21 protein-coding genes are annotated in these 19,462 nt (G+C 63.1%); 2 read left to right on the forward strand and 19 right to left on the reverse strand.

Translation table 11 applies throughout. The features are described from left to right. Positions 1 to 64: 64 nt before the first annotated feature. The 7 genes from ACIPO9_RS13020 to ccmA form a co-directional block, all read right to left on the reverse strand. On the reverse strand, positions 65 to 601 hold the full coding sequence (locus ACIPO9_RS13020) for a DsbE family thiol:disulfide interchange protein (RefSeq protein WP_400781336.1): 537 nt from the start codon (positions 599 to 601) through the stop codon (positions 65 to 67). Next, positions 598 to 2,571 carry a heme lyase CcmF/NrfE family subunit gene (locus ACIPO9_RS13025; RefSeq protein ID WP_274132408.1) on the reverse strand — a complete coding sequence of 658 codons (1,974 nt, stop codon included), beginning with the start codon at positions 2,569 to 2,571 and terminating at the stop codon, positions 598 to 600. Before ACIPO9_RS13025 ends, ACIPO9_RS13020 begins: the two co-directional genes overlap by 4 nt. Before the next feature lie 3 nt (positions 2,572 to 2,574). After that, positions 2,575 to 3,054: a cytochrome c maturation protein CcmE gene (ccmE, locus tag ACIPO9_RS13030; protein ID WP_400609703.1), complete on the reverse strand. Its 480-nt coding sequence runs from the start codon at positions 3,052 to 3,054 to the stop codon at positions 2,575 to 2,577. Next, a complete protein-coding gene (gene ccmD / locus ACIPO9_RS13035; RefSeq protein WP_400609705.1) occupies positions 3,051 to 3,227 on the reverse strand; it encodes a heme exporter protein CcmD in 177 nt (58 codons plus the stop codon). Before ccmD ends, ccmE begins: the two co-directional genes overlap by 4 nt. After that, positions 3,224 to 4,027: a heme ABC transporter permease gene (locus tag ACIPO9_RS13040; protein ID WP_400609814.1), complete on the reverse strand. Its 804-nt coding sequence runs from the start codon at positions 4,025 to 4,027 to the stop codon at positions 3,224 to 3,226. Before ACIPO9_RS13040 ends, ccmD begins: the two co-directional genes overlap by 4 nt. A 149-nt stretch (positions 4,028 to 4,176) precedes the next feature. Next, positions 4,177 to 4,848, reverse strand: a complete 672-nt coding sequence (gene ccmB / locus ACIPO9_RS13045; RefSeq protein ID WP_400781338.1) for a heme exporter protein CcmB — start codon at positions 4,846 to 4,848, stop codon at positions 4,177 to 4,179. Next, positions 4,845 to 5,480 carry a cytochrome c biogenesis heme-transporting ATPase CcmA gene (ccmA, locus tag ACIPO9_RS13050; RefSeq protein WP_400781340.1) on the reverse strand — a complete coding sequence of 212 codons (636 nt, stop codon included), beginning with the start codon at positions 5,478 to 5,480 and terminating at the stop codon, positions 4,845 to 4,847. Before ccmA ends, ccmB begins: the two co-directional genes overlap by 4 nt. 167 nt (positions 5,481 to 5,647) lie before the next feature. Between ccmA and ACIPO9_RS13055 the strand changes: the two genes are divergently transcribed. Together ACIPO9_RS13055 and ACIPO9_RS13060 are read left to right on the forward strand one after the other, a co-directional pair. Further along, positions 5,648 to 7,276, forward strand: a complete 1,629-nt coding sequence (locus ACIPO9_RS13055; RefSeq protein WP_400781343.1) for a flagellar hook-length control protein FliK — start codon at positions 5,648 to 5,650, stop codon at positions 7,274 to 7,276. Continuing rightward, positions 7,276 to 7,596, forward strand: coding sequence for an EscU/YscU/HrcU family type III secretion system export apparatus switch protein (locus tag ACIPO9_RS13060; protein ID WP_400609713.1), 321 nt, complete (start codon positions 7,276 to 7,278; stop codon positions 7,594 to 7,596). The genes ACIPO9_RS13055 and ACIPO9_RS13060 overlap by 1 nt, the downstream gene beginning before the upstream one ends. Before the next feature lie 494 nt (positions 7,597 to 8,090). Here the strand turns inward: ACIPO9_RS13060 and ACIPO9_RS13065 are convergent, their stop codons facing one another. The 12 genes from ACIPO9_RS13065 to fleN form a co-directional block, all read right to left on the reverse strand. Next, positions 8,091 to 8,486, reverse strand: coding sequence for a DUF2802 domain-containing protein (locus ACIPO9_RS13065; protein WP_274132401.1), 396 nt, complete (start codon positions 8,484 to 8,486; stop codon positions 8,091 to 8,093). Continuing rightward, positions 8,487 to 8,966: a chemotaxis protein CheW gene (locus tag ACIPO9_RS13070; protein ID WP_274132400.1), complete on the reverse strand. Its 480-nt coding sequence runs from the start codon at positions 8,964 to 8,966 to the stop codon at positions 8,487 to 8,489. Positions 8,967 to 9,037: 71 nt separating this feature from the next. Then, positions 9,038 to 10,021, reverse strand: a complete 984-nt coding sequence (locus ACIPO9_RS13075; protein WP_400781345.1) for a chemotaxis protein CheW — start codon at positions 10,019 to 10,021, stop codon at positions 9,038 to 9,040. A 114-nt stretch (positions 10,022 to 10,135) separates the two neighbouring features. After that, on the reverse strand, positions 10,136 to 10,930 hold the full coding sequence (locus ACIPO9_RS13080; RefSeq protein ID WP_274132398.1) for a ParA family protein: 795 nt from the start codon (positions 10,928 to 10,930) through the stop codon (positions 10,136 to 10,138). A 39-nt stretch (positions 10,931 to 10,969) separates the two neighbouring features. After that, the gene (gene motD / locus ACIPO9_RS13085) at positions 10,970 to 11,854 is read right to left on the reverse strand and encodes a flagellar motor protein MotD (protein WP_400781348.1); all 885 of its coding nucleotides are present in this window, start codon (positions 11,852 to 11,854) and stop codon (positions 10,970 to 10,972) included. Positions 11,855 to 11,861: 7 nt separating this feature from the next. Further along, on the reverse strand, positions 11,862 to 12,602 hold the full coding sequence (locus ACIPO9_RS13090) for a flagellar motor protein (protein WP_274132396.1): 741 nt from the start codon (positions 12,600 to 12,602) through the stop codon (positions 11,862 to 11,864). After that, positions 12,602 to 13,768 (reverse strand): chemotaxis response regulator protein-glutamate methylesterase, encoded by a 1,167-nt coding sequence (locus ACIPO9_RS13095; protein WP_400781350.1) that lies wholly within the window; start codon positions 13,766 to 13,768, stop codon positions 12,602 to 12,604. The genes ACIPO9_RS13090 and ACIPO9_RS13095 overlap by 1 nt, the downstream gene beginning before the upstream one ends. Before the next feature lie 195 nt (positions 13,769 to 13,963). Further along, positions 13,964 to 16,249, reverse strand: a complete 2,286-nt coding sequence (locus tag ACIPO9_RS13100; protein ID WP_400781353.1) for a chemotaxis protein CheA — start codon at positions 16,247 to 16,249, stop codon at positions 13,964 to 13,966. Positions 16,250 to 16,379: 130 nt separating this feature from the next. Beyond that, positions 16,380 to 17,168 carry a protein phosphatase CheZ gene (locus tag ACIPO9_RS13105; protein WP_274132393.1) on the reverse strand — a complete coding sequence of 263 codons (789 nt, stop codon included), beginning with the start codon at positions 17,166 to 17,168 and terminating at the stop codon, positions 16,380 to 16,382. 19 nt (positions 17,169 to 17,187) lie between these two features. Continuing rightward, positions 17,188 to 17,562, reverse strand: a complete 375-nt coding sequence (locus tag ACIPO9_RS13110) for a chemotaxis response regulator CheY (protein ID WP_274132392.1) — start codon at positions 17,560 to 17,562, stop codon at positions 17,188 to 17,190. A gap of 254 nt (positions 17,563 to 17,816) precedes the next feature. Then, on the reverse strand, positions 17,817 to 18,557 hold the full coding sequence (fliA, locus tag ACIPO9_RS13115; RefSeq protein WP_268800319.1) for an RNA polymerase sigma factor FliA: 741 nt from the start codon (positions 18,555 to 18,557) through the stop codon (positions 17,817 to 17,819). Continuing rightward, entirely contained in the window at positions 18,554 to 19,387 is an 834-nt protein-coding gene (fleN, locus tag ACIPO9_RS13120; RefSeq protein WP_274132391.1) for a flagellar synthesis regulator FleN, read from the reverse strand. The genes fliA and fleN overlap by 4 nt, the downstream gene beginning before the upstream one ends. Positions 19,388 to 19,462 lie beyond the last annotated feature (75 nt).

Here is a 19,462-nt window from a genome sequence, read left to right on the forward strand (position 1 = left end):
CCGCTCCCGCCGGCAAGCCGTGCTGCTACGGAAGCGATGCGCGAAACGGCATGAAACAGCTGCCTCATTGCTTGTCCTCATCCACCAACCCCTGATACAGCCCAGCGAGTTTTTCACGCCAGACCGTCTCGTCGATCACCCCCACGTGTTTGTAGCGGATGATGCCCTTGCGGTCGATCAGGAAGGTCTCCGGCGCGCCATACACCCCGAGGTTCAAGCCCAGGCTGCCGGCCTCGTCGTTGATGTTGAGCTGGTAGGGATCATGAAAATCCTTGAGCCACTTGAGGGCGTCGGCGTTGACGTCCTTGTAGTTGACGCCGTAGATCACCACGCCCCGCTGCGCCAGTTGGGTCAGCACCGGGTGCTCGACGCGGCAGGCGATGCACCAGGTGCCCCAGACGTTGACCAGCGCCGGTTTGCCCACGAGATTGGCGCGGGTCAGCGGCTTGCCGTCCTGCACCGAAGGCAGGGAAAACTCGGGGAACGGCTTGTCGATCAGCGCCGACGGCAGTTCCGAAGGATCCAGGTACAGGCCGCGATAGAGAAACGCCGCCATGCCCAGGAACAGCACCAGAGGAATCAACAACACCCAACGCTTCATACCGCAGCTCCAGACAGCCCCAACGCATCCCGCACTTTTGCCCTGACCTTGACCCGATAACGCTTGTCCAGCGCAGCCAGCAGGCCGCCCAGTGCGGTGATGAGCCCACCGAACCAGATCCAGCGCACGAACGGCTTGACGTGCACCCGCACCGCCCAGGCGCCGTTATCCAGCGGCTCGCCCAGGGCAACGTAGAGGTCACGGGTGAAGCCGGCGTCAATGCCGGCTTCGGTCATCATCGAGCGCTGCACGGTGTACAGACGTTTTTCAGGATGCAGCACGGTCACTTCCTTGCCGCCTTCGAGCACGCGAATCGTGCCTTTGTCGGAGGTGAAGTTGGGGCCTTGAACGTGTTTGGCCCCTTCGAAGACGAACATGTAGCCGCCCAACTCGACCGACTCCCCTGGCGCCAGGCGCAGGTCGCGCTCGGCGCTGTTCTGGCTCGACAACACCACGCCCAGCGCCACCACTGCGATGCCCAGGTGGGCCACCTGCATGCCCCAATAGCTGCGCGTCAGGGCGCGCATGCCCTTGAGCAGGCCCTTGTGGCGGGTCTTGTCCAGCACGTCGCGAACGCCGGCCAGCAGCACCCAGGCCGCCAGCAAGCAGGTGGCGAGCACCGCCCAGTGGAAGTCCGCCATGGCGAAACCGGCGATCACCGCCAGCACCGCGCTGCCGACCAGCACCGGCGCCAGCATGCTCATCAGCCACTTGACCGGGGTGTCTTTCCAGCGCACCAGCACGCCCACGGCCATCACGGCCATGAGCACGCCCATCAAGGGCACGAACATCGCGTTGAAATACGGCGGGCCGACCGACATCTTCGCCCCGCTCAAGGCATCGAGCACCAATGGGTACAGGGTGCCGAGCAGAATCATCGAGGCCGCCACCACCAGCACCAGGTTGTTACCCAGCAGCAGGGTTTCCCGCGACCACAGGCCGAAACCGACATGGCTTTTGACCACCGGCGCGCGGATCGCGAACAGCGTCAACGAACCGCCCACCACCAGCAGCAGGAACGCCAGGATGAACACGCCGCGCGCCGGGTCCGAGGCGAAGGCGTGAACCGACGTCAGCACGCCGGAACGCACCAGGAAGGTCCCCAGCAGGCTCAGGGAGAACGCCGCGATGGCCAGCAGCACAGTCCAGCTCTTGAACACGCCGCGTTTCTCGGTGACGGCCAGCGAGTGGATCAGCGCCGTGCCCACCAGCCAAGGCATGAAGGATGCGTTTTCCACCGGGTCCCAGAACCACCAGCCGCCCCAGCCCAGCTCGTAATAGGCCCACCACGAGCCCAGGGTGATGCCGATGCCCAGAAAACCCCAGGCGACGATGGTCCATGGCCGCGACCAGCGGGCCCAGGCAGCGTCCAGGCGCCCGCCGAGCAACGCGGCGATGGCGAAGGCGAAGGCCACGGAGAACCCGACGTAGCCCATGTACAGCATCGGTGGGTGAATGATCAGCCCCGGATCCTGGAGCAGCGGGTTCAGATCGCGGCCGTCCTGGGGCACCTGCGGCAGGATGCGGCTGAACGGGTTGGAGGTCAGGATCAGGAACAGCAGGAAGCCCACGCTGATCATGCCCATGACCGCCAGCACCCGCGCCAGCATCACTTGCGGCAACTGTCGCGAGAACACCGACACGGCGAAGGTCCAGCCGCCGAGGATCAACGCCCAGAGCAGCAGCGAGCCCTCGTGGGCGCCCCACACGGCGCTGAATTTGTAGTACCAGGGCAAGGCGCTGTTGGAGTTTTCGGCGATGTAGGCCACCGAAAAGTCGTCGACCATGAATGAGTACGTCAGGCAGCCAAAGGCGAACAGCAGGAAGGCGAACTGCCCCCAGGCGGCTGGCTGGGCCAGGCCCATCCAGGCGCGATCCCCACGCCAGGCGCCAAACAGCGGAACGATGGCCTGCACGATGGCAAAGCACAGGGCCAGAATCATGGCCAGGTGGCCGAGTTCGGGAATCATGGCTTACCCCTGTTTGGCCGGCGCATAGGACGCGCCCGCCGGTTGGTTCGGTGCGGTTTGACCGCTGTCTTTCAACGCTTTGGTCACTTCCGGCGGCATGTACTTTTCATCGTGCTTGGCCAGCACCTCATCGGCGACCACCACGCCATCGGCGTTGAGCTTGCCCAGCGCGACGATGCCCTGCCCTTCGCGGAACAGGTCCGGGAGGATGCCGCGATAGGCGATGGTCACCGACTTGTTGAAATCGGTGACCACGAAGGTCACGTCCAGCGAATCGGACGAACGCTGCAGCGAGCCCTTCTCGACCATGCCGCCGGCACGGATACGCGTGTCGTGGGGCGCTTCACCACTGGCGATCTGGGTCGGGGTGTAGAACAGGTTGATGTTTTCCTGCAGGGCGCTGAGGGCCAGGGTGACAGCGACGCCGACCCCGGCAAGGATCGCGACGATAATCAACAGGCGCTTCTTTCGCAGCGGATTCACGAATGCTTCTCCCGGCGCAGACGACGCGCCTCTTGTTGCAGGTAACGCCGACGCGCCAGCAAAGGTGACGCGACGTTGATGGCCAGCACCGTCAGGCAGATGCCGTAGGCGGTCCAGACGAACAGCCCGTGCTTGCCCATGGCGAGAAAGTCGCCGAATGTCTCGAAACTCATGGCTGTGTCTCCTTGCCGGCAGCACGGCCCAGGCTTTTCATCACTTCATCCTTGACCCAGCCGGCCCGTGCCTCGCGCTTGAGCACTTCAAGGCGCATGCGCATCAGCAACACCGCGCCGAAGAAACAATAGAAGCCCAGCGCCGTGAACAGCAGCGGCAGCCACATTTCAGCGGGCATGGCCGGTTTTTCGGTGAGGCTGAAGGTCGCGCCCTGATGCAGGGTGTTCCACCACTGCACCGAGTATTTGATGATCGGGATATTCACCACGCCGACGATGGCCAGCACCGCACAGGCCTTGGCCGCGCTATCACGATTACTGATCGCGTTACCCAGCGCAATGAGACCGAAGTACAGGAACAGCAGAATCAGCATGGACGTCAGGCGTGCATCCCAGACCCACCATGAACCCCAGGTCGGCTTGCCCCAGATCGCCCCGGTAACCAGCGCCACGGCGGTCATCCAGGCGCCGATGGGCGCGGCGCACTGCAGCGCGACGTCGGCCATTTTCATCTTCCACACCAGCCCCACCACGCCGCAGATCGCCAGCATCACGTAGCAGGACTGCGCCAGCATGGCAGAAGGCACGTGGATGTAGATGATGCGAAAGCTGTTGCCCTGCTGGTAATCCGGTGGGGCGAAGGCCAGGCCCCAGACCACGCCAATGCCGATCAGCAAGGCAGCAGCGATACTCAGCCAGGGCAGCAGGCGGCCGCTGATGCCGTAAAACCATTTCGGCGAACCCAGTTTGTGGAACCAGGCCCAACTGATGCCGCTCTTCGCCTTGGCGCTAGTGTTCATCATGTTGCCTTCATCAAGGTACTTGTCATCACGGTGTTTCAAGCCTGCTTGCAGAACCCAGGCACTTCTTTTAGCTGAAGTGTCCTGCTGCCGATCGTATGAAGTCCAGCGAAGGATCTCAAAAAACTGTCTGATCGGTCAGAAATTCATTATTCGCCAACACTGATCTTCAAGCCAGCGGCAATTGCAAAGGGCGTCAGAGTTATCGCCAGAGCGGTCAGGCTGCCAAGCCAAAGCAGATAGCCGGTCGCAGGCATACCCTCAAGTGCAGCCTGCAGGGCGCCGCTGCCCAGAATCAGCACCGGGATGTACAGCGGCAGGATCAACAACGCCAGCAACAGGCCGCCGCGCTTGAGCCCCACCGTCAGCGCCGCGCCCACTGCGCCCAGCAGGCTCAACACCGGCGTTCCCAGCAGCAATGACAGCAGCAGAACCGGCAGGCAGGCGCTCGGCAACCCCAGCATCAGGGCCAATAGAGGCGCGAGCAAAACCAGTGCCAGCCCGGAAAAGGCCCAGTGTGCCGCCACCTTGGCCAGCACCAGTAATGCCAGGGGGTGTGACGAGAGCACCCATTGCTCAAGGGAGCCATCTTCGAAGTCGCTGCGGAACAGGCCGTCCAGCGACAGCAGCACTGACAACAACGCCGCCACCCACACCAAACCTGGGGACAACGTCTGCAGCAATCGGGCCTCTGGCCCCACTGCCAGCGGAAACAGGGCGATGGCGATGGCGAAGAATACCAACGGGTTCAGCAGCTCGGCGGGACGACGAAACAGCAGCCGCGCTTCGCGGGCGATCAACAGGGTAAACACATGACTCATACGGCCCACTGCCCCAGGTCCAGGTCGCGATAACCGGCCGGCGTGCGGCTCAGCGTGTGGTGGGTGGTCAGCACCACAGTGCCGCCGTTCTCGCAATGGCTGGCCAGGTGCTCTTCGAGTTGCACCACGCCTTGCTTGTCCAGCGCGGTGAACGGCTCGTCGAGCATCCACAACGCAGGTCCCGGCAGATACAGGCGGGCCAGCGCGACCCGACGCTTCTGCCCGGCCGACAACGTGTGACAGGGCACATCTTCGAAGCCGCGCAGGCCGACGGCTTCAAGGGCCTGCCAGAGCTCACTGGATTGAACGCTGTGGTGCAGCGCGCACAGCCAGGTGAGGTTCTCCACGGGGGTGAGCAAATCCTTGATGCCCGCCGCGTGGCCGATCCACAGCAGGTTATGGGCCAGTGCGCTGCGTTGGTCGGCCAGGGGCTTGCCGTCCAGCAACACCTCCCCTGCCGTGGGCTGCATCAGGCCGCTGAGCAGGCGCAGCAGGCTGGTCTTGCCACTGCCGTTGGGGCCGCTGATCTGTACCATGTCCCCGGGCGCCAGCTTCACGTCCAGGTGCTCGAACAAAAGGCGCCAGTCGCGTTCGCAGGCAAGCCCTACAGCTTCAAGAACAGGGATCTGCATGTGGACCTTCTTTTCGGATGGCAGGTGTCAAGTCGGCGACGGCACGGCCGTTATACTGATGCAATCTTAGCGTCTGGGTGGCTATGCCGGTGCGCGATTATACATACCAGGGTCCCATGTCCCTAAGACAGGCTTTCCAGAGCGCCATTTGACCGAGTCGGGATCTGATGACAGGCGATATACCCAATCTTTCTCCAGTCGCGGCGGCCACTGCCCTCTTGCGCGCAGGCGTACCGCCGGGCGAAGTGCTCAAGCTGATGGAGCCGCGCGCCGGCCTGCTCAATGCGGGGCAGGTCGCCAATGCCGAAGTGGTCAGCCTCAAACAGCTGGGCAACGACTTTCAGTTGCTGCTCAAGCTCACCATGGACAACGGCCGGCAGACCACCCTGCCCGTCTCCAGCACCCTGCCCCTGACGCCCGGCACCACAGTGAACGTGGCCCAGGGTTCAGCCGACACCCTGACCATCAGCGTTCAGGACTTGCAGAAGGCCATTACCAACAGCCTGACCAGCATCGACACCCGCCAGCTTCCCGCCGGGACCCTGCTGCAGGGCAAGGTGCTGACCACCCAGGTGGCGGCGCAGAATGTGGCGCAACTGGCCGGCACACCTGCCGGCAGCGCGACCACCCAGCCAGCGGTGTATCGCTCGATTGTCATGCTGCTCAATACCGCGCTGGCGGGCAGCAGCCTGACCATCGACAGCCCGCAGCCGCTGCGGGTGGGCAGCCTGCTCAGCGCCCAGGTGCAGAACAGCCAGGCGCTGAACTTCGTCGCCTTGCCCAATCGGCTTGATGAACTGGCTCTGGCCCAGCAACTCTCGACCCAGCAAAGCCGCCAAGGCTCGCTGCAAAGCCTCCTGACCGCCCTGCAGAACCTGCCGCCACCCAGCGCAGACACCCCGGACACCTTGCCGGCGAACCTGCGCGCCAGCGTCGAACAACTGCTCGCCGACCTGCCCGATCTTGCGCAGATGAGCACCGCCAAGGGTGTGGCCCAGGCGCTCAACGCCAGCGGGCTGTTCATGGAATCGCGCCTGCTGGCCGGGCAGAACCCGACGTTGGTGCCGGACATGAAAGCCAATCTGTTGCGGGTCATTGCGCAGATTCTTCCGGGCCTGCCGGATAACACCAGTTACAACGCTGCGGCCGCGGCCAATACCCTGGCGCGAGCGATGCCCAGCGTGATCCGCAACGCCCTCGGCACCTTGGGGCTGGTGGCCGCGCCCGGGCCGCAGAGCAGCTTTCCGTTGCCCGCCCGCACCTTGGGCAGTGCCGAAGGCAAGGATGACCTTGAGACGCTGTTGAAGCTTGCGGCGGGGGCCATTTCCCGCCTGCAAAGCCATCAACTCGGCGGCCTGGAGCAGACCCGCACCAACGCCGACGGCACCCAGGTCACCACCTGGCAGCTTGAGATCCCGATGCGCAACGCCCATGACATCGTGCCGTTGCAGGTCAAGGTTCAGCGCGAAGACACGCCCGAGCGCGAGGAAGCGCCGGACAGTGCCACTCAAGAGGTCAAGGAGAAGGAGAAACTCTGGCGCGTGGAGCTGGCGTTCGATCTGGAGCCACTGGGGCCGCTGCAGGTTCAGGCGCAGCTCATCGCTGGCAGTCTTTCGAGCCAGATGTGGGCACAGCGCGAAGGCGCAGCCGAACTGATCTCGGGCGAGCTGGACAACCTGCGCGCCCGCCTGGTGGCCTGCGGCCTGAACGTGAAGGAACTGGCGTGCAACCGCGGCGTGCCCAGCCAAGGCCCGCGTACCGTGCTGGAACAACGCTGGATCGACGAGAACGCCTGATGAGACAGCCCGAACACACTCCACGCCAGGCCATCGCATTGAGCTACGACGGCCAGCAAGCCCCCACCCTCACCGCCAAGGGCGACGATGCCCTGGCCGAGGCGATCCTGGCGATCGCCCGGGAATACAAAGTCCCGATCTACGAAAACGCCGAACTGGTGAAAATGCTCGCGCGTATGGAACTGGGCGACAGCATTCCCCAGGAGCTGTACCTGACCATTGCCGAAATCATCGCGTTTGCCTGGCATTTGAAGGGCAAGTTTCCGGTGGGGTTCGATCCGGATCCAGAGCCGGTGGAGCGGGATATCACCCCGCGCTAACGCGCCCACAGGTTTGGCGTGCGACGTGATTGCGTGAGCGATCTTGTGGACGCTGACGCCGGCAAGCCGGACTGCTACGGGATACACACAACGCTGTAGGAGCGCGCTTGCCCGCGATGCGGTCTGTCTGTGCCATGGATGGCGGCTGACACCACGCTGTCGCGGGCAAGCGCGCTCCTACGGTGGGGGATGTTTGGTGCATCAATGCGGGCGGAGGCGATCTTGAGGCCACCCCCGCCGGCAAGCCGTGCTGCTACAGGGTGGCGGTGAACGCGAATTCCATAAATGCCAGAGCACCCGTAGGGATACACACAACGCTGTAGGAGCGCGCTTGCCCGCGATGCGGTCTGTCTGTGCCATGGATGGCGGCTGACACCACGCGGTCGCGGGCAAGCGCGCTCCTACGGTGGGGGATGTTTGGTGCATCAATGCGGGCGGAGGCGATCTTGACGCCGCCCCCGCCGGCAAGCCGTGCTGCTACCGGCAAGAGGAACTCAGTTGTTGCCGTGCAGCTTGGTCATCAACTGCGCTTCGGCCTGGGTCAGGCCGCAGGACTGGGTGAGTTCGTCGACGCTGGCGCCCATGCCGACCAGGCGGGCGGCCTGGGCGAAGGACAAGGTGGAAGGGTCGCGCTGTTCGAGCGCGGTGATCTTGTCCGGCAGAGGCGCGACGATGGACCGCAGTTCATGCAGCTCTTCGCCCATTTTTACCGTACCGCCCTGGTAGTTCTCCAGGCGCCGGGCAAGATCGCGGATGCGCTGGTCACGCAGCGAGTCGGCTTCGACCTGCTGCATGGCCAGTGTGCGTTGGCGCTTGGTGTGGGCCATGAACATCGCGACGCTCGCGACCCACAACACCGCCAGAAAAATGACCGCAACCTCGAAGATCAATCAGATGCTCTCCAGCTCGGACCACTCTTCCTCGGACATCATCTTGTCCAGCTCCACGAGGATCAGCAGCTCACCGTTCTTGTTGCACACGCCCTGGATGAACTTGGCGGATTCGTCGTTGCCCACGTTCGGCGCCGTCTCGACTTCCGACTGACGCAGGTAGACCACTTCGGCCACGCTGTCGACCAGGATCCCGACCACTTGCTTGTCGGCCTCGATGATCACGATACGCGTGTTGTCGCTGACTTCAACCGGTGGCAGACCAAAGCGCTGACGCGTGTCGATCACGGTCACCACGTTGCCGCGCAGGTTGATGATGCCCAGCACGTAGCTTGGCGCACCCGGCACCGGCGCAATCTCGGTGTAGCGCAGCACTTCCTGAACCTGCATCACGTTGATGCCATACGTTTCGTTGTCCAGGCGGAAGGTGACCCATTGCAGGATCGGATCTTCGGAACCCTGTGCTGACGACTTCTTCATACCCCTAACCCCTTGCGTGTTGTGCTCTGCGAACGACGCGTCAGCGCCGCCCGGTGTTTATCTGAGAGTGTTTATTTAAGTGCTTGCATCTGCTTGACCGCGCCGCTGGCAATCAGCTCGGCCAATTCGGAAACGTCCAGCAGCGCACACATGTGCTCGATCACCGTCCCGGCAAGCCAGGGACGTTGGCCGCGATGGGTGCGCCATTTGATTTCACTGGGGTCCAGGCGCAACGAGCGGCTGACCTGATGCACCGCCAGCCCCCACTCATAGCCCTGAACCGAGATCACGTATTGCAGGCCCTGGCGAAAATCGTCGCGGTAGCGGTCCGGCATGATCCAGCGCGCGGTGTCCAGCACCTTCAGGTTACCGGCCTGGCTGGGCAGGATGCCGAGGAACCAGTCCGGCTGACCGAACAGCGGCGTCAGTTCATGGCCGGCCAGTGGATAGATCGAGCCCAGGCACACCAGCGGCACCGCCAGGGTCAGCCCGGCGACGTCGAACAGCAGGCATTCGAAAGGCTCCTCGGCCCACTGCGGACGCTCGTCCGAGGTCGGCGGCACCGGCGGGCGCTGGGCTGGCAGGTGCACATCGGCCACCGGCTCGACCAGGCCTTTGACAGGCTCAGCCTGGTTGGGGGCTTCGATGGGCGTTTCGATCACCAGAGCCTTGAGCACCGGCGCGTCAATGACCGGAGCTTCGAGCACCGGCGTCGCAACGACAGGTGGCACCAGCACCTGCGGCAGGATCACCGGGGCTTCGAGCACCCGCGCCGCCACAGGCTCGGCGACCGGCCGGGCAGGCCTGGCCTCGGGCACGAACGCCAGGGAAACCGGCTCGGGCCGGCTGACCGGTACAGGCACTGCTGCCGCAACAGCTTCGGCGACGGCCGAGCGCATGCGTGCGTCGTGGGCCTGCTCTTCGAGCACGGCCGCCTGGAAATCATCGATGCTGTCGTCCGCTTCCAGTTCCTCGGTGGCGTCCTGAAGCAACGCGTCGAGGTAATTCTGCAGCGCCAGTTGTGGCCGTGAAGCGGTGTCCAGAGGGCGGTTCATACAAGGGCCCGAATATAAGTGATGCGATTGCCGCCTGCCCCGAATATCGGCTGCGGGACCTTTGGACTTGAGCGCAGAGCGCCCTGAGCTGCAAATAAACGATCAATGGACATGTCAGGCCACCTGCCCCTGCCCGGCCAACTGCTCGGTGAGCATGTGCTTGAGCAGCGCGCGATAGGCCAGCACGCCGCGGCTCTTGCCGTCGAACTGCGACGGCGTGACACCGGCCCGGCTGGCATCGCGCAAGCGAGTGTCCACCGGGATATACGCCTTCCAGACATGCTCCGGAAAACTGTCACGCAACAGCTTGAGCGTGCCCATCGAGGCCTGGGTGCGGCGGTCGAACAGCGTGGGCACGATGGTGTACGGCAGCGGCACCTTGCGCGAGCGGTTGATCATCGCCAGCGTGTTGACCATGCGCTCCAGGCCCTTGACCGCGAGAAACTCGGTCTGCACCGGAATGGCCAGTTGCTGGCTCGCCGCCAGGGCATTGACCATCAACACGCCCAGCAACGGCGGGCTGTCGATGATCGCGTAATCGAAGTCCTGCCACAGTTGCGCCAGGCTCTTGGCGATCACCAGGCCCAGGCCGCTCTGCCCCGGGGTCTGACGCTCAAGGGTGGCCAGGGCGGTGCTCGAAGGCAGCAGTGAAATGCGCTGATCGCTGGTGGGCAGCAGCAACTGGCCCGGCAGGCCGTCAGGCACCGCGCCCTTGTGCAGGAACAAGTCGAAGCAGCTGTGCTCCAGCGCGTCGGGGTTGTGACCGAAATAACTGGTCATCGAGCCATGAGGGTCCAGATCGACCACGACCACGCGCTTGCCCGCCTCTGCCAGCAAGCCGGCTAAAGCGATTGAGGTGGTGGTCTTTCCGACCCCGCCTTTCTGATTGGCTACCGCCCAGACTCTCATGTGTTCGCGTTCCCGCCGATCAAAGCGCTGCGCCCGCAATCACGGGGCAGATGACGAAGATTTGACGCCTTGCGGCGGTTTAGCCGGGACTGGTGCAGTTTGTGTGTCAGCACGCCGCAATGCTGCATCGGGTTTTGCATTGGCGGCGGTACCTGAGCCGGTCAGGCTGCGACGCACGTCCAGGTTGCGAGAAATCACCAGCACCACGCGACGGTTGCGCGCGCGGCCATCGGCGGTGGCGTTGGAGGTCAGCGGCTGGAATTCGCCATAGCCGACCGAGGCCATGCGCGCCGGGTTGATCCCGTCCATGGCCAGCATGCGCACGATGCTCGATGCACGCGCCGACGACAGTTCCCAGTTGCTGGGGTACTGCGCCGAGCTGATGGGCTGGTCATCGGTGAAGCCTTCGACGTGAATCGGGTTGTCGAACGGCTTGACGATCTTGGCCACCTTGTCGATCAGGTCGAACGCCAGGTTGCTGGGCATCGCATCGCCGCTGCCGAACAGGAGGCTGGAGTTGAGTTCGATCTCGATCCACAACTCGTTGCCCCGCACCGTCATCTGGTTCGAGGCGATCAGGTCGCCGAACGCTGCGTTGACGTCATCGGCGATGGATTTGAGCGGATCCTGGGCGGCCTGCCCCAGGGCTGCGTCGGTCTGGTCGCTGTCTTTGACCAGAGGGTCTGCCGGGCGCACGGTCTGCGGCTTCTGCTCGCCGATGGGGATCGGCCGCACGCTGCGCTCGGCTTCGTTGAACACGCCGACCAGCGCCTCGGAAAGCACCTTGTACTTGCCTTCGTTGAGCGAGGAGATGGAGTACATGACCACGAAAAAGGCGAACAGCAAGGTGATGAAGTCCGCGTAGGACACCAGCCAGCGTTCGTGATTTTCGTGCTCTTCGTGGTGGCGACGTCGACGGGCCATCAGTCCATCACTCCATGAAGCCTTGCAGCTTCAACTCGATCGAACGCGGGTTTTCGCCCTCGGCAATGGACAGCAGGCCTTCGAGCAGCATCTCGCGGTAGCGCGACTGACGCACCGCCACGGCCTTGAGCTTGTTGGCCACCGGCAGCAGGATCAGGTTGGCCGACGCCACGCCATAGATGGTCGCGACGAATGCCACGGCAATGCCGCTGCCCAGCTGGTTCGGGTCGGCCAGGTTGCCCATGACATGGATCAGGCCCATCACCGCACCGATGATGCCGATGGTCGGCGCGTAGCCGCCCATGCTTTCGAAGACTTTGGCGGCCTGGATGTCGCGGCTTTCCTGGGTCAGGAAATCCACTTCCAGGATGCTGCGAATGGTTTCCGGCTCGACGCCATCGACCAGCAATTGCAGGCCCTTGCGCGAATAGGCATCAGGTTCGGTGTCGGCGACGGTTTCCAGGCCCAGCAGACCTTCCTTGCGGGCAGTCAGGCTCCAGTTGACGACGCGGTCGATACCGCCTTGCAGGTCGATGCGCGGCGGAAACAGAATCCACACGAAGATCTGGATCGCCCGCTTGAACGCGCTCATCGGCGTCTGCAACAGGCAGGCCGCAAGCGTACCGCCGAGCACGATCAGCGCCGCCGGCCCGTTGAGCAAGGCGCCCAGGTGGCCGCCTTCCAGGAAGTTGCCGCCGATGATGGCGATGAACGCCAGAATGATCCCTATGAGAGTCAGAACATCCATCAGATACACGCCTCGACCAGATGTCGCCCGATATCGTCCAGGCTGTAAACGGCATCCGCCAGATCGGCTTTGACGATGGCCATCGGCATGCCGTAGATCACGCAGCTGGCTTCGTCCTGAGCCCAGATATGACTGCCGCCCTGCTTGAGCAGACGCGCGCCTTCGCGGCCGTCCGCGCCCATGCCGGTCAGGACCACGGCCAGCACCTTGTCGGCATAGGCCTTGGCGGCGGAACCGAAGGTGATGTCCACGCAGGGCTTGTAATTGAGGCGCTCGTCGCCCGGCAGGATTTTCACCGCGCCACGGCCATCGACCATCATCTGCTTGCCGCCGGGGGCCAGCAGCGCCAGGCCCGGACGCAGGATGTCGCCATCCTCGGCTTCCTTGACGCTGATGCGGCACAGCTTGTCCAGGCGCTCGGCAAAAGCCTTGGTGAAGGCGGCCGGCATGTGCTGGATCAGCACGATGGGCGCCGGGAAGTTGGCAGGCAGCTGGGTCAGCACCCGTTGCAGCGCCACCGGACCACCTGTGGACGTACCGATGGCCACCAGCTTGTATGCCTTGCGCTTGGGCGCAGGCGAGGCAGGTCCATGGTGTCCCGCGCCGTGGGCCGCAGGCGCAGTTGGCGCCGGACGTGCAGGGGCTGGCGCCGGGCGCGTGGTGGCGCTCGGGGTTGCGCTGCTGCGCAGCGAGCTGGCAGGCGATGCAGAGGCCGGGCTCGATACCGGCGCAGGCGCTGCAGGGCTGCTGTACCCGCCAAAGCGACGGTTGCTGCGCGAAATGCTGTGCACCTTCTCGCACAGCATCTGCTTGACCTTCTCGGGGTTGCGCGAGATGTCTTCGAAATTCTTCGGCAGGAAGTCCACCGCACCGGCGTCCAGCGCATCCAGGGTCACCCGGGCGCCTTCGTGGGTCAGTGAGGAGAACATCAGGACCGGTGTCGGGCAGCGCTGCATGATGTGCCGGACTGCGGTAATGCCATCCATCATCGGCATTTCGTAGTCCATGGTAATCACGTCAGGCTTGAGGGCCAGCGCCTGCTCGATCGCTTCCTTGCCATTGGTGGCGGTGCCGACCACTTGAATCGTTGTGTCAGAGGAAAGAATTTCCGAGACGCGCCGGCGAAAAAAACCGGAGTCGTCTACCACCAGAACCTTGACTGCCATAAACACTCCATAGGACGGAACAGGCCGCTGAATCAAACCTGTTTCGTCAAACATGACACACACCGGGATCTGATCCCGGCGACGCCCTCGTAGCAGCACGGCTTGCCGGCGGTGACGGTCCCGCAGGCGCCACCGCCGGCAAGCCGTGCTGCTACGAGGCGCGCGTTGCCGTGACGGCGGACGCGCTCGCTTGAATCAGATACGCCGTGCGGCGTAACGCTTGAGCATGCTCGGTACATCGAGGATCAGCGCGATGCGGCCGTCACCGGTGATGGTGGCGCCGGACATGCCTGGGGTACCTTGCAGCATCTTGCCCAGCGGCTTGATGACCACTTCTTCCTGGCCCACCAGTTGATCCACCACGAAACCGATGCGCTGCGTGCCCACCGAGAGAATCACCACGTGACCCTCGCGCTGCTCTTCGTGAGCGGCCGAGCTGACCAGCCAGCGCTTGAGGTAGAACAGCGGCAGGGCCTTGTCCCGTACGATCACCACTTCCTGACCATCGACGACATTGGTGGTCGACAGGTCCAGGTGGAAGATCTCGTTGACGTTGACCAGCGGAAAGGCGAAGGCCTGATTGCCCAGCATCACCATCAGGGTCGGCATGATCGCCAGGGTCAGCGGGACCTTGATGACGATCTTCGAGCCCTGGCCCTTGGTCGAGTAGATGTTGATCGAGCCGTTGAGCTGGGAAATCTTGGTTTTCACCACGTCCATGCCCACGCCACGGCCGGACACGTCGGAAATCTCGGTCTTGGTCGAGAAGCCCGGGGCGAAGATCAGGTTGTAGCAATCGGTGTCGGACAGGCGATCGGCCGCGTCCTTGTCCATCACGCCACGCTTGACCGCGATGGCGCGCAGCACCGCCGGGTCCATGCCCTTGCCGTCATCGGAGATCGACAGCAGGATGTGGTCGCCTTCCTGTTCCGCCGAGAGTACTACGCGACCGCCACGGGCCTTGCCCGACGCTTCGCGCTCTTCCGGCGATTCGATGCCGTGGTCCACCGCGTTGCGCACCAAGTGCACCAGCGGGTCGGCCAGGGCCTCGACCAGGTTCTTGTCCAGGTCGGTTTCTTCACCCACCAGTTCAAGGTTGATTTCTTTCTTGAGCTGGCGCGCCAAGTCACGAACCAGACGCGGGAAGCGCCCGAAGACCTTCTTGATCGGCTGCATGCGCGTCTTCATGACGGCGGTCTGCAGGTCGGCGGTCACCACGTCCAGGTTGGACACGGCCTTGGACATGGCTTCGTCGCCGCTGTTCAGGCCCAGGCGCACCAGGCGGTTACGCACCAGTACCAGTTCGCCGACCATGTTCATGATTTCGTCCAGCCGCGCGGTGTCGACGCGCACGGTGGTTTCCGCTTCGGTCGGCGCCTTGTCGGCGGCGGTCGGCGCAGGTGCACGGGCCGGCGCCGGTGCAGGCGCAGCTTTTGCTGGCGCAGGCGCAGGTGCCGCTTCAGCCTTCGGTGCCTCGGCTTTCGGTGCTTGCGGTTTGGCAGGTTCAGCCTTGGCAGGCTCGGCTTTCTTCACCGGTGCGGCAGCAGTGGCGGTCGCGCCGGCTACGGCCGGTTCGAACTTGCCCTTGCCATGCAGTTGATCGAGCAGCGCTTCGAATTCGTGGTCGGTGATTTCGTCCGATGCAGGCTCGCTGGCAGCAGCAGCCACAGGCGCGGCGGCAACCGGTGCGCTGGCGTCGGGGGAGAAGCTGCCCTTGCCATGCAACTGGTCCAGCAGGGCTTCGAATTCGTCGTCGGTGATTTCGTCGCTGGCAGGTGTCGCTGCCGCTGCAGATGGCGCGTTGGCGGCAGGCGCCACGGCATCGGCGGCGAACTGACCCTTGCCATGCAGTTGATCGAGCAGCGATTCGAACTCGGCGTCGGTGATTTCATCGCTGGCCGGCTGATCAGCCTGCACGGGGGCAGCAGCCACCGGTGCCGGCGCCGAGACAGCAGCACCCGCCGCCTGGGCCTTGACCGCGTTGAGCGAGTCGAGCAGTTGTTCGAATTCAAGATCGGTGATGTCTTCGGACGCAGCCTCTGGCACTTCCTCGACCACAGGTGCAGGCGCAGCGGCGATTTCATCGGCCGACGCAGGCTCGGCCAGGCGCGACAGCGCGGCGAGCAGCCCTGGGGTGGCGGGGGTAATGTCAGAGCGTTCGCGCACCTGGCCGAACATGCTGTTCACGGTGTCCAGCGCTTCGAGCACGACGTCCATGAGTTCGGCATCGACCCGACGCTCACCTTTGCGCAGGATGTCGAACACGTTTTCAGCGATGTGGCAGCATTCAACCAGCTCGTTGAGCTGGAGGAAGCCGGCGCCCCCTTTTACAGTGTGAAAACCGCGAAAAATTGCATTGAGCAGATCCGCATCATCCGGTCGGCTTTCCAGCTCGACCAACTGTTCGGACAACTGCTCGAGAATCTCGCCGGCCTCTACCAGAAAATCCTGAAGGATTTCTTCATCGGCGCCGAAGCTCATTGGGGGTGCTCCTAAAATTAACCGTCAAACCGATCCAGAGGCTGCGTTGATGGCCTGCGCGCATTGCCTTCGTCGAAGCATTCGCGCGCAGACCTTGCGCCACTTTCACATAGAACCCGGGAACTGGAAGTTAGAAACCCAGGCTGGATAGCAGATCGTCTACATCATCCTGACCGGATACGACGTCTTCACGTTTATCGGCATGAATCTGCGGACCTTCACCCTTGGAATGAAGTTTTTCCTGTTCTTTTTGCTTACGGAACACTTCCTGATCGTGCTCGATCCCGGCAAAGCGATCCACCTGGCTTGCCATCAGCACCAGCTTGAGCAGATTGCTCTCGACCTCGGTCACAAGCGTGGTGACACGCTTGATCACCTGGCCGGTCAGGTCCTGATAGTCCTGGGCCAGCAGAATGTCGTTCAGGTGGCTGGCGACCTGGTGGGTCTCCTTCTCGCTGCGCGACAGAAAACCATCGACGCGGCGGGCCAGATCACGAAACTCTTCGGCGCCGATCTCGCGACGCATGAAGCGCCCCCAATCGGCACTCAGTGCCTTGGCGTCCTCGCTCAGGCCGTTCATCAACGGCGTGCTCTGCTCCACCAGGTCCATGGTGCGGTTGGCCGCACCTTCCGTGAGCCTGACCACATAGGACAGGCGCTCGGTGGCGTCAGTGATCTGGGACACTTCCTCGGCTTGCGGCATGTGCGGGTCGATCTGGAAGTTGACGATCGCGCTGTGCAACTCGCGCGTCAGCTTGCCCACTTCCTGATACAACCCGCGATCGCGAGTCTGGTTAAGCTCATGGATAAGTTGCACGGCGTCGCCGAACTTGCCTTTTTCAAGGCTGGTGACGAGCTCTTGTGCGTGTTTCTTCAGGGTCGACTCGAAGTCACCCATTGTCGAATCTTTAGGATCCATAGCGCCCTCGCAGCGGACATCAGCTATTGACGCGCTCGAATATCTTTTCGATCTTCTCTTTGAGCACTTGGGCTGTGAATGGCTTCACGACGTAACCGTTAACACCGGCCTGGGCAGCCTCGATGATCTGCTCGCGCTTGGCTTCGGCAGTGACCATCAGCACCGGCATGTGGCGCAGGCGTTCATCGGCACGCACCTGGCGCAGCAGGTCGATGCCCGACATGCCCGGCATGTTCCAGTCCGTGACCAGGAAATCGAAACCGCCAGCCTGTAACATCGGCAATGCGGTGGTACCGTCATCTGCTTCGGCCGTGTTGGTGAACCCAAGGTCACGCAACAGGTTTTTTATGATCCGCCGCATCGTTGAGAAGTCATCAACGATGAGGATTTTCATGTTCTTGTCCAATTCGACCTCCAAGCAGTCTTTAACGCGCCCAGCACCTGGACGCGCGTTCAATCAATACCGGCGAGCGGCTTCTACGAATAACAGTGACGGGTCTGACGAATCGGCAGGTCACGCGCGCAGCAGAGCGGATCTTCAAAGACCCGATCCGACCGGCTCCTGCCTTGTCTCATGATGCCCACACAACATCTTGCACAGCCGGTTTTACATACCATCCGCAGCCCCGAAAGCCTGCGTTCAATCAATCAACGTGCGCGCCACTCACCCAGCCGGCCCCGCAGACGTGCGGCGCACTGGCTGTGCAGCTGGCTGACACGGGATTCGCTGACACCCAGGACCTCACCGATTTCCTTGAGGTTCAGCTCTTCGTCGTAGTACAGCGCCAGCACCAGGCGTTCACGCTCGGGCAGGTTGGCGATGGCATCGGCCAGCGCGCTCTGGAAGCGCTCGTCTTCGAGATCGCGCGAGGGTTCCAGCGACTGGCTCGCGCCGTCCTCGTGCAGCCCTTCATGCTCGCCGTCCTGCAAAAGGTCGTCGAAGCTGAACAGGCGGCTGCCCAAGGTATCGTTCAGAATCCCGTAGTAATCGTCCAGGCTCAATTGAAGTTCGGCAGCAACCTCGTGATCTTTAGCGTCACGGCCGGTTTTTGCTTCAATGGCACGAATCGCGTCGCTGACCATGCGCGTGTTGCGGTGAACCGAGCGTGGCGCCCAGTCACCCTTGCGCACTTCGTCGAGCATCGCGCCGCGAATGCGGATGCCGGCGTAGGTCTCGAAGCTCGCACCCTTGGTGGAGTCGTATTTGGTCGACACTTCGAGCAGGCCGATCATCCCCGCCTGGATCAAGTCCTCGACCTGCACGCTGGCCGGCAGACGCGCCAGCAAGTGGTAGGCGATACGCTTGACCAACGGGGCATAGCGCTCGATGAGCTCGTACTGGGAATCTCTGGATGATTTGCTGTACATGCGATAGCCACTTGCAGTCATGACACTGGCCCTGCACTGGTCTGATGAACCAGGCGCTCAACGAAAAATTCCAGGTGGCCACGCGGGTTCGCCGGCAGCGGCCAGGTATCGACTTTCTGCGCGATGGCCTTGAACGCCAGCGCACATTTGGAACGGGGAAACGCTTCGTACACCGCGCGCTGCTTCTGCACCGCCTTGCGCACGCACTCGTCGTACGGCACGGCGCCCACATATTGCAGCGCGACGTCCAGGAAGCGGTCGGTGACCTTGGTCAGCTTGGCGAACAGGTTGCGCCCTTCCTGCGGGCTCTGGGCCATGTTGGCCAGCACGCGGAAGCGGTTCATGCCGTAGTCGCGGTTGAGCAGCTTGATCAGCGCGTAGGCGTCAGTGATCGAAGTCGGCTCGTCGCAGACCACCAGCAACACTTCCTGCGCCGCGCGCACGAAGCTGACGACCGATTCGCCAATCCCGGCGGCGGTGTCGATCACCAGCACGTCCAGGTTGTCGCCGATGTCGCTGAATGCCTGAATCAGGCCGGCATGCTGGGCCGGGGTCAACTGGACCATGCTCTGAGTGCCGGACGCCGCCGGCACGATGCGCACACCGCCAGGCCCCTGCAACAGGACATCGCGCAGTTCGCAGCGGCCTTCGATGACGTCGGCCAGGGTGCGTTTAGGGGTCAAGCCCAACAATACGTCGACGTTGGCCAGACCCAGATCGGCGTCCAGCAACATCACGCGACGCCCTAGCTCGGCCAGTGCCAGCGAAAGGTTCACTGACACGTTGGTCTTGCCTACGCCACCTTTGCCACCAGTCACCGCAATAACCTGAACGGGATGCATGCTGCCCATGTTAATTTTTTACCTTGTCTTGCTTAGACCTAAGCCACATTTCGGGCTGCACGTTCAGTGACTGAACAATGCCTG

Origin of the sequence: Pseudomonas sp. NPDC090203, assembly GCF_044746765.1 — a bacterium.
GTDB lineage: Bacteria > Pseudomonadota > Gammaproteobacteria > Pseudomonadales > Pseudomonadaceae > Aquipseudomonas > Aquipseudomonas putida_AD.